Origin of the sequence: Myxococcus sp. CA033 (genome assembly GCF_013336625.1) — a bacterium.
In the GTDB taxonomy this organism is placed as follows: domain Bacteria; phylum Myxococcota; class Myxococcia; order Myxococcales; family Myxococcaceae; genus Myxococcus; species Myxococcus llanfairpwllgwyngyllgogerychwyrndrobwllllantysiliogogogochensis.
Genome location: NZ_JABUMU010000017.1, coordinates 128,925 through 147,108, shown reverse-complemented (window position 1 = coordinate 147,108; position 18,184 = coordinate 128,925). Strand labels below are relative to the sequence as shown.

At 70.1% G+C, this 18,184-nt stretch carries 14 protein-coding genes; 6 read left to right on the top strand and 8 right to left on the bottom strand.

The window, feature by feature from the left end; all coding sequences use genetic code 11:
* Nucleotides 1–54: 54 nt before the first annotated feature.
* Nucleotides 55–1,356 (top strand): hypothetical protein, encoded by a 1,302-nt coding sequence (locus HUA78_RS46775; protein ID WP_254614409.1) that lies wholly within the window; start codon nt 55–57, stop codon nt 1,354–1,356.
* 207 nt (nt 1,357–1,563) lie between these two features.
* Nucleotides 1,564–6,642, top strand: coding sequence for a tetratricopeptide repeat protein (locus tag HUA78_RS31230; RefSeq protein ID WP_174477796.1), 5,079 nt, complete (start codon nt 1,564–1,566; stop codon nt 6,640–6,642).
* A 24-nt stretch (nt 6,643–6,666) separates the two neighbouring features.
* On the opposite strand, the gene HUA78_RS31225 is transcribed toward HUA78_RS31230, so the two are convergent.
* On the bottom strand, nt 6,667–7,404 hold the full coding sequence (locus tag HUA78_RS31225) for a molybdopterin-binding protein (RefSeq protein ID WP_174462056.1): 738 nt from the start codon (nt 7,402–7,404) through the stop codon (nt 6,667–6,669).
* Nucleotides 7,405–7,566: 162 nt separating this feature from the next.
* On the opposite strand from HUA78_RS31225, the gene HUA78_RS31220 reads away from it, so the two are divergent.
* Nucleotides 7,567–8,190: a hypothetical protein gene (locus HUA78_RS31220; protein WP_174462055.1), complete on the top strand. Its 624-nt coding sequence runs from the start codon at nt 7,567–7,569 to the stop codon at nt 8,188–8,190.
* Nucleotides 8,191–8,199: 9 nt separating this feature from the next.
* On the opposite strand, the gene tmk is transcribed toward HUA78_RS31220, so the two are convergent.
* Together tmk and HUA78_RS31210 are read right to left on the bottom strand one after the other, a co-directional pair.
* On the bottom strand, nt 8,200–8,856 hold the full coding sequence (gene tmk, locus HUA78_RS31215; protein WP_141641270.1) for a dTMP kinase: 657 nt from the start codon (nt 8,854–8,856) through the stop codon (nt 8,200–8,202).
* The gene (locus tag HUA78_RS31210) at nt 8,853–9,191 is read right to left on the bottom strand and encodes a hypothetical protein (protein ID WP_217440105.1); all 339 of its coding nucleotides are present in this window, start codon (nt 9,189–9,191) and stop codon (nt 8,853–8,855) included. Before HUA78_RS31210 ends, tmk begins: the two co-directional genes overlap by 4 nt.
* Before the next feature lie 214 nt (nt 9,192–9,405).
* On the opposite strand from HUA78_RS31210, the gene ribB reads away from it, so the two are divergent.
* Entirely contained in the window at nt 9,406–10,560 is a 1,155-nt protein-coding gene (gene ribB / locus HUA78_RS31205) for a 3,4-dihydroxy-2-butanone-4-phosphate synthase (RefSeq protein ID WP_141641268.1), read from the top strand.
* A gap of 69 nt (nt 10,561–10,629) precedes the next feature.
* Here ribB and thrC read toward each other — a convergent pair whose 3' ends face one another.
* The 5 genes from thrC to greA form a co-directional block, all read right to left on the bottom strand.
* Complete coding sequence (gene thrC, locus HUA78_RS31200; protein WP_174464923.1) at nt 10,630–11,967, bottom strand: threonine synthase; 1,338 nt, start codon at nt 11,965–11,967, stop codon at nt 10,630–10,632.
* Complete coding sequence (locus HUA78_RS31195; RefSeq protein ID WP_174477795.1) at nt 11,964–12,524, bottom strand: hypothetical protein; 561 nt, start codon at nt 12,522–12,524, stop codon at nt 11,964–11,966. The genes thrC and HUA78_RS31195 overlap by 4 nt, the downstream gene beginning before the upstream one ends.
* A 124-nt stretch (nt 12,525–12,648) precedes the next feature.
* Nucleotides 12,649–13,293, bottom strand: a complete 645-nt coding sequence (locus tag HUA78_RS31190) for a protein-L-isoaspartate(D-aspartate) O-methyltransferase (RefSeq protein WP_174462053.1) — start codon at nt 13,291–13,293, stop codon at nt 12,649–12,651.
* A 156-nt stretch (nt 13,294–13,449) separates the two neighbouring features.
* Nucleotides 13,450–16,248 carry an ATP-dependent DNA helicase RecG gene (recG, locus tag HUA78_RS31185; RefSeq protein ID WP_254623981.1) on the bottom strand — a complete coding sequence of 933 codons (2,799 nt, stop codon included), beginning with the start codon at nt 16,246–16,248 and terminating at the stop codon, nt 13,450–13,452.
* A 185-nt stretch (nt 16,249–16,433) separates the two neighbouring features.
* Nucleotides 16,434–16,952, bottom strand: a complete 519-nt coding sequence (greA, locus tag HUA78_RS31180; RefSeq protein ID WP_141641263.1) for a transcription elongation factor GreA — start codon at nt 16,950–16,952, stop codon at nt 16,434–16,436.
* A gap of 185 nt (nt 16,953–17,137) precedes the next feature.
* On the opposite strand from greA, the gene HUA78_RS31175 reads away from it, so the two are divergent.
* Nucleotides 17,138–17,668 (top strand): FHA domain-containing protein, encoded by a 531-nt coding sequence (locus HUA78_RS31175; protein WP_174459380.1) that lies wholly within the window; start codon nt 17,138–17,140, stop codon nt 17,666–17,668.
* Between the two features lie 54 nt (nt 17,669–17,722).
* Nucleotides 17,723–18,133: an MGMT family protein gene (locus HUA78_RS31170; protein ID WP_174467316.1), complete on the top strand. Its 411-nt coding sequence runs from the start codon at nt 17,723–17,725 to the stop codon at nt 18,131–18,133.
* The last annotated feature ends 51 nt before the right edge of the window (nt 18,134–18,184 follow it).

Below are 18,184 nucleotides of genomic sequence, written 5' to 3'. Positions count from 1 at the left end.
TCGCGAGTCAACTCACCCGTTTACCCCTCCCTCGTCCCGTGCGAACAATCGCCCATGCCCAACTGGAAGCACCTGCAGAAGCTCAACAATGGCGAGGCCATCTGGTACTCCGACCCCCAGCTTTCACTGAAGGGCGAGGTCTGGCTCTACTCTGCGGGTGGTGAGCTGCGGGTCTGGAGCGACGGAACCCTCTCCAAGAATCAGCCCGAGGCGTTGAAGCTCAGCTCGCCCGTGCAGGCGCGATTCACGCTCTTCAAGCCCATGTCGTTGCTCTTCGTCGACGTGGAAGTACGAGGAGCCCAGGCCGTGGTCCGACGCGGCACCATCAACGGCGCCTTCAACGTCTCGCTCCTCGACGCAACGACGGGCGAAGCCCTGGTGGCCCGCTATCGCACGCTCGGATTCCGCGACGCCAACCCGTGGAACGCGACGAAGAAGCGCGTGGTCATTCGCGAATACATCCAGGGCGACTCCACGTTCTGGGCCATGAAGGTCGATGGGCCTGTCATCATGGACGGCTACGACAAGGAGACCGCCACCGAGAGCCACGAGGCGGCCATCGAGCGGGCGGAGAAGCGCATCCGCGCCAAGGAGAAGGTCGGCTTCGTCCTGCGGACCATCGACCTCCGCGATGCCTCGCATCCCAATCCGGAACCGAAGGCACCCAAGGGCGCGCCGAAGAAGCCCTCCGCGCCCAAGGGCCCGTCGTTCACGAAGCCCAAGAACGCCTACGAGGCCGTCGACACGGCCATCGCGATGCTGAAGGACCTCCACGACCGCTACCCCAAGGCGCACTTCGTCGCGGAGCACCTCGACGTGAAGAAGGAGCCCGAGCGCATGGACTCCCTCGACCAGCAGCTGTCCATCTTCAAGCGCCAGTACAAGCACCGCATCGGGAGCTGGGAGGGAGCGAAGGCGCTCAAGCCCCTGAAGAAGGAGTCGAGCTGGGACTACTTCCAGCGCGTGTACGGCACTGTCACGTGGATCGTGGACAACGCCATGGACCGCGGCCTGCCCACGTTTCCCTGCGGCAACGTCACGGGCGGCGGTTGGAGCTGCCTGGAGATCGCCGACGACGTGTACGACATCGACGGGCTCGTCGAGGCCACCGAGAACAAGGACCTGGAGAACCTCTTCGTGTTCCACGGCGGGTGGCACGTCGGCCGGTCCTTCGCCTTCGACCAGCGCACGACGTCACCCACGGGCGAGCACGCCGTCATTTCCTTCGACGAGGGCATCCAGGACCTCCCCAAGAAGACCCCGGCGGGTCGAATCCAGCCCTTCGGGCTCTGGCTTCACAAGCATGTGACCCGGCTGATCCACATCGCCGAGGAAAACCTGCGCGAAGGGCTCTGAGCTTCACGGGCCTGAAGCCGACAAGAGACGGTGGGCGCAAGCGAGGCGCCCACCAGGAGTCCAGAGCGGGGGCCTGCCTGCTCCCCGGGTATCCGGACACCCAAATCGCCAGGAAAGACGGGAAGTTGAGGGACCGGCCAAGCGCGTGTTACGACCGCTCCCGGCCATTCTCCTCCTCTCAGAACTGGCCCCCGGAGCCGGCCTTCCATGAGCGAGCGCAACGACATCCCGCGACCCCCAGTCACGGTCGCCCCTCCTCCGCCTTCAGGGGCGCCCGCGAAGTCCGGCCCCAGCGCCACCGAAGTGCTGACGCAGTCCGTGCAGGCCGCGCCCCAGGCGATGCCCGCGCCCAGCGCGGAAGACGAAGCCCGCGAGCGCATCGCCTCGCTGGAGCGCGAGGCACGGACGCTGAGCACCACGGATGGTCCCGCGGCCGCCCAGCTCTTCCATGAGGTGGGCCTGCTCTGGGAGGAGCCGCTCAAGAACCCCCGCAACGCGGCGGTGGCCTTCCAGAACGCGTACAAGCTGGCGCCCCGGTACCTGGTCAACATCCGCGCCGCGCGGCGACTCTTCGCGGACGTGGGCAACTGGCAGATGGTCATCCAGCTGCTCGACGCGGAGCTGGCCGCCACCGAGGACGCGCGCCACCAGGCCGCCCTCCTGTTCGAGAAGGGCATCGTCCTCCAGGAGCGGCTGTCCCGCGACGATGAGGCCAGTGCCTGCCTGCGCCAGTGCCTGGAGCGGCGGCCCACGGACGTCGTGGTCCTCACGCAGCTCGAGTCCGTCTACGCCGCGCGCAACGACGCCGCCGCACTGGTGGAAGTCTACCGGTTGCTCGCCGCCACCATGCAGCAGCCGTCGCTGCGCGCGCACTACCTGACCTCCGCGGGCCTGCTGCTCGACGAGCGCCTCAAGCAGCGCGAGCCCGCCGCCGCGCTGCTGCGCGAGGCCTTCGCGCTGGACCGCTCGGATCCGCTGCTGCTCGCCGCGCTCAAGCACGTGGCCGAGCGAGAGGGACGCACCGAGGAGCTGCTCGCGGCGCTGACCGCCGAGGCCACCGCGCTGGGCTCACAGGCCGCGCCCGCCTATCTGCAGATCGCCAAGGTGCATGAGCGCCTGGGACAGAAGGAAGAGGCCCTGGCGGCGCTGCTGGACGCACGCCACGCCGCACCCAATGAGCCGCTGGTGCTCAGCGAGCTGGCCGGCATCTACGAGACGCAGGGCCGTTACGAGGAGCTGGCGGACGTGCTGCTGGCGCGCGTGGGTTCGCTCAACGACGAGAGCGAGCTGGTGGCCACCAACCTGCGACTGGCCGCGCTGTACGAGGAGGTCCTCAAGCGCGAGGTGGACGCGGCGGCACGGTATCAGGCCATCGTCGCGCGCATCCCCGGCCACGCGGCGGCGCTCGCGGGTCTGGGCAAGCTGAACTACCGGATGCAGAACTGGGAGGGCCTGGTCGCCGTCTTCGACGCGGAGGTCGCCGCCGCCGAGGACGCCAAGCAGAAGGCCGCGCGCATGTACAAGGCCGCGGAGATCCTCGAGGAGCGGCTGGGTCGGCAGGAAGACGCCATCTCCCGCTACAACTCCTGCCTCCAGTTGCAGCCCGGCTACCTCCCCGCGCAGAAGGCGCTCACCCGCCTCTATGAGCGCCAGGGTCGCTTCGCGGAGCTGGTGGCGATGTTCGAGCAGGACCTGCTCCAGACGTCGGACAGGGATCAGCTCATCACCACGCTCAACAAGATGGCGGGCGTGTACGAGGACCGGCTGGGAGACCTGGACCACGCCATCGAGTGCATGAAGCGCATCCTCGACCTGGCGTCGGACCACCTGCCCACCATCCGCAACCTGGCGCGGCTGTACGAGCGCGCGGGCCGCTACCGGGAGCTGCTGGAGACGCATGACCTGGAGGCGTCGCTCGCGGGCGACACCAAGCAGGTGCTGTCGCTCCTGCACCGCAACGCGGAGATCCTCGACGAGAACCTGAAGGACCGCCCGGGCGCCATCTCCGCCTACGAGCGCGTGCTGGCGCTGTCGCCGTCGTACCTGCCCGCGCTCAAGGCGCTGGGCCGGCTGTACGCGCAGGACGGCCGCTGGGCGAAGCTGGTGGACATGTACCGGGCGGAGTCGGAGAGCTCACCCTCCACCGACCAGGCCGCGGCGCTCATCTACAAGATTGGCGAGCTGTACGAGCAGCGGCTGTCGCAGGAGAACGAGGCCATTGCGTCGTACCAGGAGGCGCTGATGCTGGCGCCCAGCTACTTCCCGGCGCTGCGCGCGCTGGCCCGCATCTACCGGGCGCAGGGCGCGTGGGAGAACCTGGTGGAGATGCTGCGCGAGGAGGCCGCCAACCGCACGGACCCGCTGGAGCGCGCCAACGCGCTCTTCCAGGCCGCCGCCATCTGGGAGGACGCCCTCAAGCGGCCGGAGCTGGCCATCGAGACGTACCAGGAAGTGCTGCGCCTGACGCCGGGCCACGCCGCCACGCTGCGCGCCCTGGAGCGCCTGTTCCTCGCGCAGGACAACGTGAAGGAGCTGGTGTCCATCCTGGACCGCGAGACGCAGGTGGGCGGCACGCCCACGGCCAAGGTGACGGCCTACCTGAAGCTGGCGCGGCTGTACCTGGACCGCTTCCAGGAGCCCTCGCGCGCGGCGCTGTGCTGCGAAGCGGTGCTCGGCCTGGACGCGGGCAACCTCACCGCCCTCACCCTGCTGGAGCGCATTCGCGCGTCGGACCGGCCGCGCCGCGCGGAGCTGCGTCAGCGCATCGCCGAGCGCGTGAATGATCCACGCCTGGCCACCGCGCTGCGGCTGTCCGCCGCGGTGGACCTGGACAAGGGCCCCGCCGAGGGCACGCTGGAGGCGTACAAGCGCGCCTTCGAGGCGGACCCTGGCGACGCGCGGCTGGCCTTCGCGCTGGAGCGCTCGCTCAAGCTCGCCGGTGACGTGTCGGGCCTGGCCCGGCTCTACACGCTGCGACTGGCGCACGCGCGCGACGCGGAAGAGGCGCTGGAGATGCTCCTGCGCACGGCGGAGCTGGCGGAGATCCGCTTCGGCGACCTGGAGCGCGCGGCGGCACTCTACAAGCAGGCGCTGGAGCTGCATCCGCAGTGCCTCCCGGCGCTGCAGGGCACGCGGCGCGTGGCGATGCGGCGCGGAGACGCGGCCGAGGCCCGGGCCGCGCTGGAGACCGAGGCCCGGCTCAGCAAGGACCCGCGCGGCGCCATCGATGCGTTCATCGGCGCGGCGCGGCTGGCGTCGTTCGTCCAGAAGGACACCGACGGCGCGGCGGCCCTCTACAAGCAGGCGCTCGAGAGAGATCCGCTGCACCCGGCCGCGCAGGCGGGCCTGGAGGAGCTGCTCGCCCACCGTGGAGGCTCCGCGGACCTGGCCGCGCTGCACGAGCGGCGCGCTGACGCGAAGCTGGCGCAGAAGGACCACACCGCGGCGGCCACGGGCTTCGTGAGCGCGGCGCGACTGCACCACGCGGCCCTGGGAGACCGGACGCGCGCGGTGGCGCTGCTGGAGAAGGCCCTGGCCGCGCAGCCGGGCCACATCGAGGCGCTGGAGCTGCGCGGTTCGCTGCTCCTGGAGGCCCAGCAGTACGCGGAGGCCGCGGCCATGCTGAGCCAGCGCGTGCAGCAGGGCGGAGACGCCCGGACGCTCGCGCCCTTCCACCTCACGCTGGGTTCGCTGTACCAGACGCACCTGAATGATCCAGGCCGCGCGTCCTCACACCTGATGACGGTGCTCGCCGCGCAGCCTCGCCATCTGGAGGCGCTGGAGCGACTGGCCACGCTGCATGCCCACGGCCGCAACTGGTCGGGCGCGGTGGACTGCCTGCACAAGCTGCTCCAGCAGGAGCTGCCCGCCGAGTCTCGCGCCCGTTTCACGCTGGAGCTGGCGCGCACGTATGACGAAGGCCTGGGCGACGCGGGCGCGGCCACGCCGCTGTATCGCCGCGCGCTGGAGCTGACGCCGGGAGACCCGACGCTGGTGGACCGGCTGGTGACGCTGTACGAGCGCGCGCGCAACCTGCCGGAGCTGGCGCAGTTGCTGGAGGCGCAGGCGCAGACGACGGCGGCCACGGACCCGAAGCGCGCGGCGGCGCTGCGGATCCGCGTGGCGGAGCTATTCGCCGGCCCGTTGTCCGAGCCCGCGCGCGCCACCGCGCTGTACCGGCAGGTGGTGGAAGGCGACGGCACCAACCTCACGGCGCGCACCGCGCTGGCGGGCCTGTATGCACGGGACACTTCGTCCGTGCCGCTCGCCGTCGAGGAGCACCGGCAGATCCTCCGCCAGGACCCGACGCGGGTGGACAGCCTGCACGCGCTGTTCAAGCTGTGGGAGGGCCTGAAGCAGCTCGACAAGGCCTTCTGCGTGGCGTCCGTGCTCCAGTTCCTGCGCTCCACGAACGAGGCGGAGCTGGCCTTCTACACGGAGGGCCGCACCCGGCTGGCGCAGGAGGTTCGCGAGGGGCTCACGTCGACGGACGTGGACTCCATGCTGCTGCACCCGGGCGTCCGGGGGCCGCTGCTGGAGGTGCTGCGCGCCATGGGCGATCAGCTCGAGAAGGTCTACCCCCCGAGCTTCGACATCGTCGGCGTCAACCCCAAGACGGACAAGCTCAAGACGGACAGCGCCGTCTACAAGGCCATCCGCACCGTCGCGCAGGTGTTCGGCGTGGAGGAGTTCGACGCGTACCAGGCGCGGCGCGGCCTCACGGTGCTGGAGACCACCGAGCCGTTGTCGGTGTGCATCGGCCAGGACGTGGTGCGGCGCTTCAACGCGCGCGAGCAGAAGTTCCTCCTGGGCCGCGCGGCGCTGGGCCTGTTGAACAAGGCGGCGGTGCTGGAGAAGCTGTCGCAGGGCGAGACGGCGGAGCTGTTCGGCAGCGCCATCCGCATCCACGCGCAGCAGTTCTCCGCGCTCGGCCGTCGCAACGACGAGACGGTGAAGCAGCTGCGCAAGGCGTTCTCGCGCAAGGCCATCAAGGCGCTGGAAGGGCCGGCGATGGCCCTGGGCGACGTGCAGAAGCTGGAACTGGCGCCGTGGCTGGACGCGCTGGACTACTCGGCGGACCGCGCCGGTCTGCTCATCGCCGGCGACGTGTCCGTGGGCCTGGGCATGGTGCTGCGCGAGGACCCGAACTTCGCGGGCGCCCGGTTGGACACCCCGGAGCCCATGATTCAGGCCGTGCGCGAGGGTGAGCGGCTGCGCACCCTGCTCGCCTGGTCCTTCACCGACGACTTCTTCCGGCTCCGTCAGCGGCTGGGACTGTCGCTGTAGTCGAGGCGCACGGCGGGAGGGTTGCTACTCCCGCCGCAGCACCGCGCCCTCGGGGAGCCCGCCGATGATTCGCGCGACGGCTTCCTCCACGGGACCACCCTCCGCGGCCTCCACGGTGATCTTCACCCGGTAGTCCTTCCCCGGGTCGAACTCCGGATACGAGCCGATGGCCACGTGCGGCATGTTCAGCGCCACGTTGTCCAGGACGGCGGCGATGTCGCTCTCGCCCAGTCGCAGGTACAGGCAACTGAGCACCACCGGGGTGCCGCTCAGCCGCGCCAGAACCGTCTCCAATTGCATCCGGAAGAGCTGGGGCACGCCGGGCAGGAGGAACACGTCCCCCACCGTCAGCACGGGGTACCAGGTGCCCGCCTGGGGCAGCAGCACCGCTCCCTCCGGGGCGTCCGCCAGCCGCATCCCCTCTGGCGTCACCTTGCCATCGGGCGCTCGCGCCTCGATGAGGGACACCATCTCCGGCAACCGCACCACGGGCTTGCCCAGGGCCAGCGCCACCGCCCGCACCGTGACGTCGTCGTGCGTGGGGCCAATGCCGCCGCTGGTGAACACGTAGCGGGCCCGCTGACGCGCCCGGTTCATCGCATCGACGATGGCGTCCACGTCGTCCAGGATGGTTTCCACCGAGCGCAGGACGATGCCCACCTCGCGCAGCCTCTTGATGAGGTGCGGGCCGTTCTGGTCCTGGACCTTCGCCGTCAGGACCTCGTTGCCGATGATGATTGCCGCCGCGCCAGTGCGCTCCATAGGAAGGGCGGACTGTAGCGCAACGGCCGGGGAGTCCGCCGCGCGAGTCACGAGGATCCGTCGTCGCGTCAGAATTCCGAGGCGCGGCAGACCCCCTCCGGAGGGCCTCTCTCCCCGGGGGACAAGGGCATCCGGATTGCATTTCCTGGAGGCATGCGCTCCATGCCCCCCCGGTCCGCCCGACGTCCGTCCGCCCTGTTCCTCGCGTCGCTGCTGTCCCTCGCCGCCTGCGGTGACGACGCGGTGAGCGACTCGCCCCTCGACTCGTCCATCGAGCACTACGAGGACTCGGGCGAAACGTTTCGCGTGACGTACGACGAGGGCTGGATGGCGTTCGACCAGCACCGCTCCGCCGAGTTCGAGAGCGGAGCACCTCGGACGCTTCGCCTGTGCGGGCTGAACGACCCGTCGAGCGTCGTGGCCGACGACGAGACCTCCGCATGTGTCTCCGTGCGCTTCGACAAGGAGGTCCTCGGCGCGGGCCCCATGACGCTCGCGGTGGCGGGTGACGCCATCGCCGCCCCCACGGACTCGTTCCGGGACATCACCTTCACCCCACGCAAGGGGCACTCCCCGAAGCTCCAGGCCGTCTTCGTGGCGACGGGTTGCTACGGCACCGTCCCCAAGGAAGCCCTGACGCAAGAGGTGGCCGGGCAGCTCGTCCTCGAGGAGAACAGCGACACCCGGGTCCGCGGGCGCCTGGTGCTGCGCAGCGTCGGGAAGACGGCGGGCCGCTGCTCGGGAGATGGGGCGGAGGTCGCGCTGAGCTTCGACGTCGCGCGCTGACCCGCTCCTTCAGCGCTTGCGGCCCAGCAGCTTGCGAATCTCCGCCAGCGACGCCGCCGTCACCGCTTCAATCCCCTGCTCACCGTCGATGTGGACGATGCGCTCCTTCTTCGCGCGGCGGCGGATGGCGGCCAGGTACTGCTTGGCGATTCGCCGCTGGGCCTCGTCCGCTTCGAACAGCTCCGCGGCCCCGCCACGCGCCGCCCGGCGCTTCGCCGCCACCTCCGGCGCCACGCCGACGAACAGCGTCAGGTCCGGGGACACCGCGTACCCGTTCACCGCCTCCACCCAGGCCATGGGCAGCGACGCCCCCTGGTAGGCCAGCGAGGACAGGACGTACCGGTCGCACAGGACGAGCTTCCCCTCCTCCAGGGCGGGCAGCACCCGCGCCGCGAGGTGGTCCGTCCGGTCCGCCGCGAAGAGCAGCGCCAGCGTCTCCGGCGCCAGCGGGCCCGCGCCATTCGGCAGGCCCAACCGCCCGGTGAGGGCCTGGCGAATCAACGTGCCCACGGGGCCATCCGAGGGCTCACGCGTGGTGAGCACCGCGTGCCCTTCGGCGCGGAGGGCGGAGGCCAGCCGCTCCGCCTGCGTGGTGGTGCCGGCTCCATCGAGCCCCTCCAGGACGATGAACCGCCCCCGTCGGGCGGACTTGCGGGCCGCGCTCACCGGGGCAGCAGCGCCGCGGGGTCGTCGAGCCGCAGCTGGCTGCGCAGCTCCAGCAGCGTCTGGAAGCGCGTCAGCTCATCGGCCAGCACGCGTCGCCCCACCACGTAGCGGCGCAACGCGTACGCCAGCAGGCCCAGCGCCAGCAGCGTCACGCCCCAGGCCATCAGCGGGGTGCGAAGGGAGTCATAGAACAGCTTGCCAGCGGCCCCCGCGAACATGAGGGCCGCCAGGGTGGCGACCCCCGTGTGGGCGAAGTGGGTGGTGCTCTGGCGGACGGACAGGCTCTCCTGGAGCTGGTCGAGCTGCGTCCTCAAATCCTGGGTATCGGCGCTCATCACGGAGCCGGGCACCCTACAGCAGCCTGTTCCACGCGTCGAGTCACTCGCCCCTGGCGACCCCAACCTTCTGGGTCCCAACTAATTCCAGCGACACCGCAACGGGCGAGCGAGGGGGCCCTCGCGAATGGCTCATCCACCCCATCACCCGAGCGCACGGCGTCAAGCAGGTTGGCTTGCCAGCCCCGGACGCAGACGCTACATGCGCCAACACATGCAGACTCGCGAGCGGACCGAATCCTCCATGCGCCCTGACGACCTCCAGATCTCCTCCATCGAGGACGCCATCCGCGACATCCGCGACGGCAAGTTCGTCATCGTCGCGGACGACGAGGACCGGGAGAACGAGGGCGACCTCATCATGGCGGCGGAGAAGGTGACGCCGGAGCACCTGGCCTTCATGGTGCGCCACACCAGCGGCATCGTCTGCATGCCCATGCTGGCGGACCGGCTGGACGCCCTGCGGTTGCCTCAGATGGTGGCGGACAACAACGAGTCCCACCGCACCGCCTTCACCGTCTCCGTGGACTACCGGCATGGCACGACGACGGGCGTGTCGGCGGCGGACCGGGCGAAGACCATCCTGGCCCTGGCGGATCCGGAGAGCCAGGCGAACGACTTCCTGCGCCCCGGCCACATCTTCCCGCTGCGCTACCGCGATGGTGGCGTGTTGCGCCGCGCCGGCCACACCGAGGCCACCGTGGACCTCTCGCGGCTGGCGGGCCTGGGCTCCTCCGGCATCCTGTGCGAGCTGGTGAAGGACGACGGCACCATGATGCGGATGCCGGACCTCAAGGCCTTCGCCCTGGAGCACAAGCTGGCCGTCATCACCATCGCCGACCTCATCGAGTACCGCCGCCGCAAGGACCGGCTGGTGCGCCGCGAGCCCGGCCAGCACACCGTCACCACGCGCTACGGCGACTTCACCGCGCTCACGTACACGTGGCTGCCGGACGGCGCCAAGTCGCTGGTGCTGGTGAAGGGTGACCCCGCCTCCCGCCCGAGCGCCCTGGTGCGCCTGCACGCCGCCTGCACCCTGGGCGACGTGTTCGGCTCCCCCACCTGCAACTGCAACGTGCTGTTGGACCAGTCGCTCGCGCGCATCGCCCGCGAGGGCACCGGCGTCCTGGTCTACCTGCCCGGGATGCACGGGGGCGACTTCGGCATCAGCCACAAGCGCAACACGGACGGCAGCGCCGACATCCGCACGGGCCCGCACGAGACGAGAGACCTGGGCATGGGCTGCCAGATCCTCAATGACCTGGGCGTGCGCTCGCTCCAGGTGATGACCAACACGGACATCACCTACCGCGGGCTCGCCGGCTTCGGCCTCACCATCGACAAGCGCGTCCCGCTGCTCGCGGACTGAAGCACCCGCGCTCGGAAAACCCGGGGGCTCCCCTCCTACGGGAGCCCCGCCCTGCCGCACCGCGCGGCGTCAGCCCAGGTCCGACAGGGCCTCGCGCACGGCGTCCAGGTTCGCGGGTAGTTGCACGGGAGGGTTCGCATAGCGGCTGGTGACGTCCGCCAGCGTGCCCCGGTGGTAGCCCACCTTGAAGTCCGCGAACTTCAGCCCGTGCGCGGTGGATACCACCGCCACGCGAGAGCCCTTCGCGATGACTCCCTGGGCCACCAGCTTCTCCAGCGCCGCGAGCGCCACGCCCGTCTGGGGACAGGTGAAGGTGCCCTCCTTGTCCGCGCGCGCGGCGGCGTTGGACAGCTCCGACTCGGTGGCTTCCTCCACCACGCCGTCGAAGGCCTTGAGGATTCGCACCGCGCGTCGGAAGGACACCGGGTTGCCAATCTGGATGGCGGACGCCAGCGTGCTCCGCGCCTGCATGGGCACCAGCTCCTTGAACCCGCCCCGGAAGGATTGGGTCAGCGGATTGGCGCGCTCCGCCTGTGCGACGGCGATGCGCGGCCGGCGGGTGATGAGCCCCAGCTCCAACATCAGCTCGAAGCCCTTGCCCAGCGCGCTGGCGTTGCCGAGGTTGCCGCCCGGAATCACCACCCAGTCCGGAGGCTCCCAGCCCAGGTCCTGGCACAGCTCCACGGCGACCATCTTCTGCCCCTCGATGCGCAGCGAGTTCATCGAGTTGGCCAGGTACAGGCCCGTGTCCGCCGTCACCGCCTGCACCAGTCGCATGCAGCCATCGAAGTCCGTGTCGAGCGACAGCACGCGCGCGCCATTGGCGATGGGCTGCACGAGCTGCGCGAGGGAGACCTTGTCCCGGGGCAGGAACACCACCGCCGGAATGCCCGCCGCGGCGCAGTAGGCGGACAGCGCCGCGGAGGTGTCACCCGTGGACGCGCACGCCACGGCCCGCAGCGGCACGCCCTGGGCCCGCATGTGCTTCACGGCGGAGACGAGGACCGTCATGCCCCAGTCCTTGAAGCTGCCCGTGGGCGACACGCCGCATTCCTTCAAGTCCAACGCGGCCAGCCCCAGCTCCGACGCCATGCGCGGCAGGGGCTTCAAGGGCACGCGGCCCTCGCCCAGGGAGACGATGTCCTCCACGGGAAGCTGGGGGTAGGCCCACTCGCGCTTGCCCCACACGCCCGAGCCATCCGGCAGCCGCGCCGAGCCGAAGCGCGACTCGAAGCGCCGCTTCCACTCCGCCGCGGGCACGGCTCGCAGGGCCGCCACGTCGTGACGCACCTCCAGGAGCCCCTCGCAGCGAGGGCACCGGTAGACGACGTCCAGGAGCGAGGCGCGGAAGTCACAGCCCTCGCTGCACGCGTACTCCGCCCGGAAGCCGGGCTCCGAGGCGCTCACGCCCCCTCCTGGAGCCGGGTGCCGCACTCGGAGCAGGCGCGTCCGGGACGCCCTCGGGTATGGCACGAGGGGCAGGCCATCCACCCGTCCTCCTCCCCCTTCGCCGCCACGGCGGTCGCCGCGGGCCGAGCGCGCGGCAGTCGCATGCCACAGTTGTCGCAGAGCAGTCCCACCGCCTGCACGTTGCGGCAGTAGCGGCAGGTGACGGCGCCCAGCGGGGCCGGGGTCCTCACGCCGTCATCCTGCGCGCGCCCCGTGTCCAACTCCTCGAGCGCCGCCACGGGCATCTCACCCGTCGGTGCCGCGCGCGTCAGCTCCAGGTCCTGCACCACCTGGGCCGGCAGATCCGGCCCGCTGCGCAAGCGCGTTCCGTCCAGCTCCGGCAGCACGGGCGCGTCCACCGCGTCACGGCCCCCCGCATGCGGCGTCAGCTCCAGCTCCGGCAGCTGTGCCACGGGGGGAGTCGCCACATTCACGGCGGTGGGAAACCGCTTTCCGCAGACGTCACATTCGGTCCCTTCGGGCTGAACGTGGTCGCAGACCGGGCAGATGATCATTGCGCGACGTTAGCGGGCGGCCCTGCTCGGGGGCAACGCGCCTTCGAGGGCCCTGACGGCATTCAAGCATCCGGGCGGACCATCCCTTCCTCCGCGCCAGGCCAAGGCCGCCCCCCGCGAGCTTTCAGGGGAGAACCGGACGAGGCGGTCCCCCCGTCATCGGGACGAAGCGGACGGGAAGCAGGGACTCCACCTGGGGCAAGGCCCCCGGCTCTCGTGCTCGATGGATGCGCAGCAGCTCCTGGGTGCCCCCCGTGGGCCCCACGGGGATGACCATCCAGCCACCGCGATGGAGCTGGCCAAGCAGCGTGCTGGGAACCTCGGCCGGCGCGGCGGTGACGAGGATGGCATCAAAGGGCGCCTGCTCCGGCCAGCCATCGGTGCCATCGCCTTGGCGGAAGTAGACGTTCTCGAAGCCCAGTCGCAGCAGCCGCCATCGCGCCGAGCGGGCGAGTTCTGGGACGATCTCCACCGTGTACACCTCGCGGCAGAGCAGCGACAGGACCGCCGTCTGGTAGCCGGAGCCGGTGCCTATCTCCAGGACGCGCTCATGCCCCTTCAAGGCCAGCGCTTCGGTCATCAGCGCCACGACATAGGGCTGGCTGATGGTCTGGCCATGGCCGATGGGGAGCGGCACGTCGGCGCCGGCCTCGAGACGCTCTGCCTCCGACACGAAGTCCGCGCGCGTCAGTCGCGAGATGGCTTCCAGCACCCGTCCATCACGGATGCCCTGACTCGACAGGTACTCGGCGCGTCCCCGGTCACCCATGCCTGGAGTCTAACCATGTCGGGATGGGCGGGCAGGGACTCCGGCGCCCTACCAGGGTCGGTGCGTTGCGTCCCCACGGTGTTCGAGCCCCGGGCCTGTGCTTCCCGCAGCAGCTCGGCCAGTGGGTGGGGGGACGGGCAGCGCGAGGCGAACGCCCTACCCCACCCGAGCCAGCGCGAGTCGTCCTTCCCAGCGTTCATCGAGTGCCTTCACCAGACTCTGATGCTCGGGGGACTCCATCTCCGGGTCTCTGGCGAGGATGCGCCGGGCCTCGACCTGCGCCATCGACAGCAGGTCTCCGTCCCGCGCCAGGTTGGCCACCGCCAATTCCGGCAGGCCGCTCTGCCGCGTGCCCATGAATTCGCCGGGCCCGCGAATCTCCAGGTCCTTCTCCGCGATGACGAAGCCGTCGCTGCTCTGCTCCATCACCGCCAGTCGCTCGACGGACTCCATCGAGCGCGCGCTGTTGGCCACCAGGTAGCAGAAGCTGGCCGCCGCGCCACGGCCCACGCGCCCCCGGAGCTGGTGGAGCTGCGACAGGCCGAAGCGCTCCGCCGCCTCCACCACCATCACCGAGGCGTTGGGCACATCCACGCCGACCTCCACCACCGTGGTGCACACGAGGACCTGCAGCCGCTTCTCGCGGAAGTCCTCCATCACCGCGTCCTTCTCCTCGGCCTTCATCCGCCCGTGTAGCAAGCCGACGCTCGCCTGGGGGAAGGCCAACCGCAGCTTCTCCACGCCGCGCGTCGCGTCCTCCAGGTCCAGCTTCTCCGACTCCTCCACCAGCGGATACACGACGTAGGCTTGGTGCCCCTTGGTCAACTCGGTGGCGATGGCTTCGTAGACGCGCGCGCGCTGTTTGTCGTTGAAGACGCGCGTGTTGATGGGCGTTCGTCCCGGTGGGAGCTGGTCGATGATGGAGAGGTCCAGGTCCCCATACAGCGTCATGGCCAGCGTGCGGGGAATGGGGGTGGCCGTCATCACCAGCACGTCCGGCTTGGGGCCCTTGCTCATCAGCGAGTGACGCTGAAGCACGCCGAAGCGGTGCTGCTCGTCGATGACCGCGAGCCCCAGCCGAGCGAAGGCGATGTCCTGCTGGATGAGGGCGTGCGTGCCCACGGCCAGGTGGATGTCGCCTCGGGCCACGGCCTCGCGCACCTGTCGCTTCGACTTCGCCGTCCCCGCCGCGCTGAGCAACCCCACCTCGAAGCCCAGCGGCGCCAGCACCTTGCGGAAGGTGCGCTCGTGCTGTTCGGCCAGGATTTCCGTCGGGGCCATCACCGCGACTTGATAGCCGTCCAGCAGCGCGACAATCGCGGCGACCATCGCCACCGCCGTCTTGCCACTGCCCACGTCACCCTGCACCAACCGGTTCATCGGCTCGGCGCGGGCCATGTCCCGACTCAGCTCTTCCACCACTCGTGCCTGGGCGCCGGTGAGCTGGAAAGGCAGCGCGGCGCGGGCCTTCTCCAGGCGAGGCGCGGACACATCGAAGCAGATGCCTTCCTCCGCCTTGATGCCCTGACGCTTGAGGGCCATGCCCAACTGGAGGAAGAACAGCTCGTCGAACGCGAGCCTGCGATGGGCCGGGCTCTGATGCGCATCGAGGGACTCCAGGTCCGCCGCGTCCGGTGGGAAGTGGATGAAGCGCAGCGCCTCCGGCAACCCCATCAACTCCAGCCGGCGACGCAGGTCCGCGGGCAGCGGGTCCTCCAGCTCGTGCGCGTACTGCTCGCCGACGCGCGCCGCCAGCTCGCGGAAGGAGCGCTGCTCGCCTCGCTCGAAGCCGGGGTACACGGGGACGATGCGGTTGAAGTGGACCGAGGTGGCGGACTCCATGTCTTCCGCAGGCTCGATTTCCGGGTGCGCCATCTCGCGACCATTCATCGTCGCGCGCACTTCACCGGAGAGGACGATGCGCTTGCCCACCGTGAAGCGGCTCTTGAGCCAGGGGCCCGCGTGGAAGTACGTGGCGGCGATGCTGCCCGAGCGGTCTCCCACCACGGCGCGGAACATCCGCCGCCCCTGCTTGCCCGGGACGTAGTCCGCGACCTTCACCATGCCCACGGTGACACCGCGCTCCCCGGGCTCCAGTTCGGCGATGGTGCGCAGACGTCTGCGGTCCTCGTAGCAGCGCGGCAACAGGAAGAGGATGTCGCCCATCCGGCGAAGGCCCTTCTTGTCCAGCGCGGAGATGAGCCGAGGCCCCAGGCGCTTGCCGAGCGTCTTCAGCGGCGAGGACAGCGGACCGGAGCGCGGCGCGATGGACAGGAGCTTCGCCTCGGAGCGGGACGCCTCCGCCGCCACGGCGCGCTTCTTCTTGCGCTGCTCCTTCTTCGCCTTGGCCGGAGGGGCCCCGGACTCCGCGCCCGTGTCGAGCGAGGCCTGTCGGGCGCCACGTCCCCCCGGGCGCATCTCTCCCCGAGCAGGTTGCACGTTGCCGGGTCGTGCGAGGCCCGCCTCCGCGCCATAGGACCGAGGGTTCGCCGTCGGCGACGCGACACCGGTCGTCGAGCGGGGCTCGGGAGCCTTCGCGCGAGGCGTGGGAGGCAGTGGGTCGTTCGACTTCCACGGAGGCGTCTGCACGTAGCCCGGAGGCGGCGCGACAGGGCCACTCTCCGCCCCCACGCGCGTTCGGCCACGGGCTGCAGGCTCCAGCAAGGCTTCCTGTCCGCGCGTCCGTGAGGCGTCTCCGGTTCGCCCGGGTTCACCAGGTCCCTCGGACCTCGGAGCGGCCTGGGCGATTCCGTCCAGTTCGACGGGCAACGCGACGCCGCTGAGCTTCAGCGCCATGACCACGCGACGCAGCGCGGCCTTGCGGCGCTCGGGCGTGGGATGGTCCACATAGGGCAACGCCGCGCGCAGGTGCCCAAGCGCCTCGGAGTCCACACCGCTGGCTCCCGCCAGCGCGCGCTCCATGACGGACGTCAGGTCCTTCAAGGTCGCGAGCATGGCGAAGTCACGCTGGCACGCGTACCGAAGGGGTCCCACAAGACTGGCGAGCGGATGGTTCACGCGTGAGTCACGTCCATCCATCCTACGGAACGGGGGTGACGTCTCCCAGAAAACGCGACCGGGGAAGCGAGCTCAGGCCCGCTCCCCCGTCGGCTTTCTCTCGAGAAGGATACCGCTGACGTTCAGCCCTCGCTGGGCGGAGCCTCGTCCTCGGGGTCTTCGAAGCGAATCTCCTGGACCTCCAACTCACGCGTCCCACCCGGACTCTGCACCGTGGCGATATCGCCCTTGCGCTTGCCGATGAGAGCCCGAGCCACCGGCGACGTGACGGCGAGCCACCGCTTCTTCAGGTCGGCCTCCAGCTCCCCCACGAGACGGTAGGTGACGGGCTTGTCCGTCTCCGTGTCCAGCAGGTCCACGGTCGCCCCGAAGACGACCTTGTCGCCACCCAGCTTGCTGGTGTCGATGACCTCGGCGCGCGCAATCCAGTCGTTGAGGTCCAGGATGCGACCCTCGATGTGCGACTGCTTCTCCTTCGCCGCGTGGTACTCGGCGTTCTCGCGCAGGTCCCCATGGGCCCGGGCGACCTCGATCTCCCGTGAAATTTTACCCCGCTCGACAGACTGCAAATGCTTGAGCTCCGTCTTGAGCTTGCGCAGTCCTGAGGGGGTCATCGGGATGTTGTCGCTCCCGCTCGCCATCGACACAGCTCCTTCCACCACTCCCTGGTTCACTAAAGATTGAGGGCCGGCGCTCCTCCCGGAGCCCGGCCCCCACCATGAAGTGCTCAATGTAGGGAACCCGTGACATGCAGGTCAACGAAAGCCGTACATGACACCCTCCGGGCCGCTGGGCGCACGCGGGGTGACCCGCTAGGCTGCCCCGCGTGCTGTCCGTCCAGGAACTCCGCGCGCTCGCCGCGTCACTGCCCGCCAAGGACTTCGAGCGGCAGCTCGGGCCCTTCGCCCTCATCCAGCGCCCTCCCTCGGAAGCCTCGGCGGCGGTGCTCGCGCCCACCCGCATGGCGGACCCCGAGGACATCAGCCTCGGAATGATGACCTTGCTGTTCGAATTCGAACACCTGCGCGTCGTGACGCTCCCCCCGCTCCACTCGACGGACCACCTGACCATCGGCCGGCGCATGGACTGCGACTTCGTCATTGACGACGCGTCCGTCTCCAAGCAGCACGCGGAGCTGCGCTGGAACGAGGCCGAGAACCGCTGCACGGTGAAGGACCTGGGCTCCACCAACGGCACCTTCCTCAACGCCGGCACGCTGGGAACCCGCGTGGCCACGCTGCGCGACGGCGACATCCTCAGCTTCGGCAACGTCCAGTTCTGGTACCTGGAGGCCAGGACGCTGCACGAACGGCTGCGAGCAGGCGAGGCCACGGGCCTGGGCTCTCGCAGCGGTTAGCGCTCGCGTCGAGTCGCGCTGGATGGGTAGCTTTCCCCCAGGAGCCCGAACGTCATGACGCAGAGTCCGCCGCGCGACGAGCGCGACTACTACGAGCGCATCTACACGCTCGTCGAACAGGTACCGTGGGGCAAGGTGGCCACGTACGGAGACATCGCGACCCTCCTCGGCGAGGAAGGCTGCGATGCCCGTGTCGTGGGCCATGCGCTGGGCGCGCTGGGTGCTCGCTCGGCCACCGTCCCCTGGCAGCGCATCATCAACCGCACGGGTGGCATCAGCCTGGACGGACACAGACAGCGCGAGCTGCTGGAAGCCGAGGGCGTCGCCTTCGACGAGAAGGGCCACGCGAAGATGGACGCGCACCACTGGAGCGGCCCGAGCGAGGAGTGGGCTCGCGCCCATGGCTTCAAGACGCTCCCACGCCCCGTGGAGAAGCCGTCGTCCGCGCAGCTCTCCTTGTTCTGATCGGCGGAAACTCCGACGAGGGCTCGGTTTCCCGCCTGCTTGCCTGCGGGA

Coding starts and splice junctions, on each gene's coding strand:
- HUA78_RS46775 (WP_254614409.1), top strand. CDS start 55: ATGCCCAACTGGAAGCACCTGCAGAAGCTCAACAATGGCGAGGCCATC.
- HUA78_RS31230 (WP_174477796.1), top strand. CDS start 1,564: ATGAGCGAGCGCAACGACATCCCGCGACCCCCAGTCACGGTCGCCCCT.
- HUA78_RS31225 (WP_174462056.1), bottom strand. CDS start 7,404: ATGGAGCGCACTGGCGCGGCGGCAATCATCATCGGCAACGAGGTCCTG.
- HUA78_RS31220 (WP_174462055.1), top strand. CDS start 7,567: ATGCCCCCCCGGTCCGCCCGACGTCCGTCCGCCCTGTTCCTCGCGTCG.
- HUA78_RS31210 (WP_217440105.1), bottom strand. CDS start 9,191: ATGAGCGCCGATACCCAGGATTTGAGGACGCAGCTCGACCAGCTCCAG.
- ribB (WP_141641268.1), top strand. CDS start 9,406: ATGCAGACTCGCGAGCGGACCGAATCCTCCATGCGCCCTGACGACCTC.
- HUA78_RS31195 (WP_174477795.1), bottom strand. CDS start 12,524: ATGATCATCTGCCCGGTCTGCGACCACGTTCAGCCCGAAGGGACCGAA.
- HUA78_RS31190 (WP_174462053.1), bottom strand. CDS start 13,293: ATGGGTGACCGGGGACGCGCCGAGTACCTGTCGAGTCAGGGCATCCGT.
- recG (WP_254623981.1), bottom strand. CDS start 16,248: ATGCTCGCGACCTTGAAGGACCTGACGTCCGTCATGGAGCGCGCGCTG.
- greA (WP_141641263.1), bottom strand. CDS start 16,952: ATGGCGAGCGGGAGCGACAACATCCCGATGACCCCCTCAGGACTGCGC.
- HUA78_RS31170 (WP_174467316.1), top strand. CDS start 17,723: ATGACGCAGAGTCCGCCGCGCGACGAGCGCGACTACTACGAGCGCATC.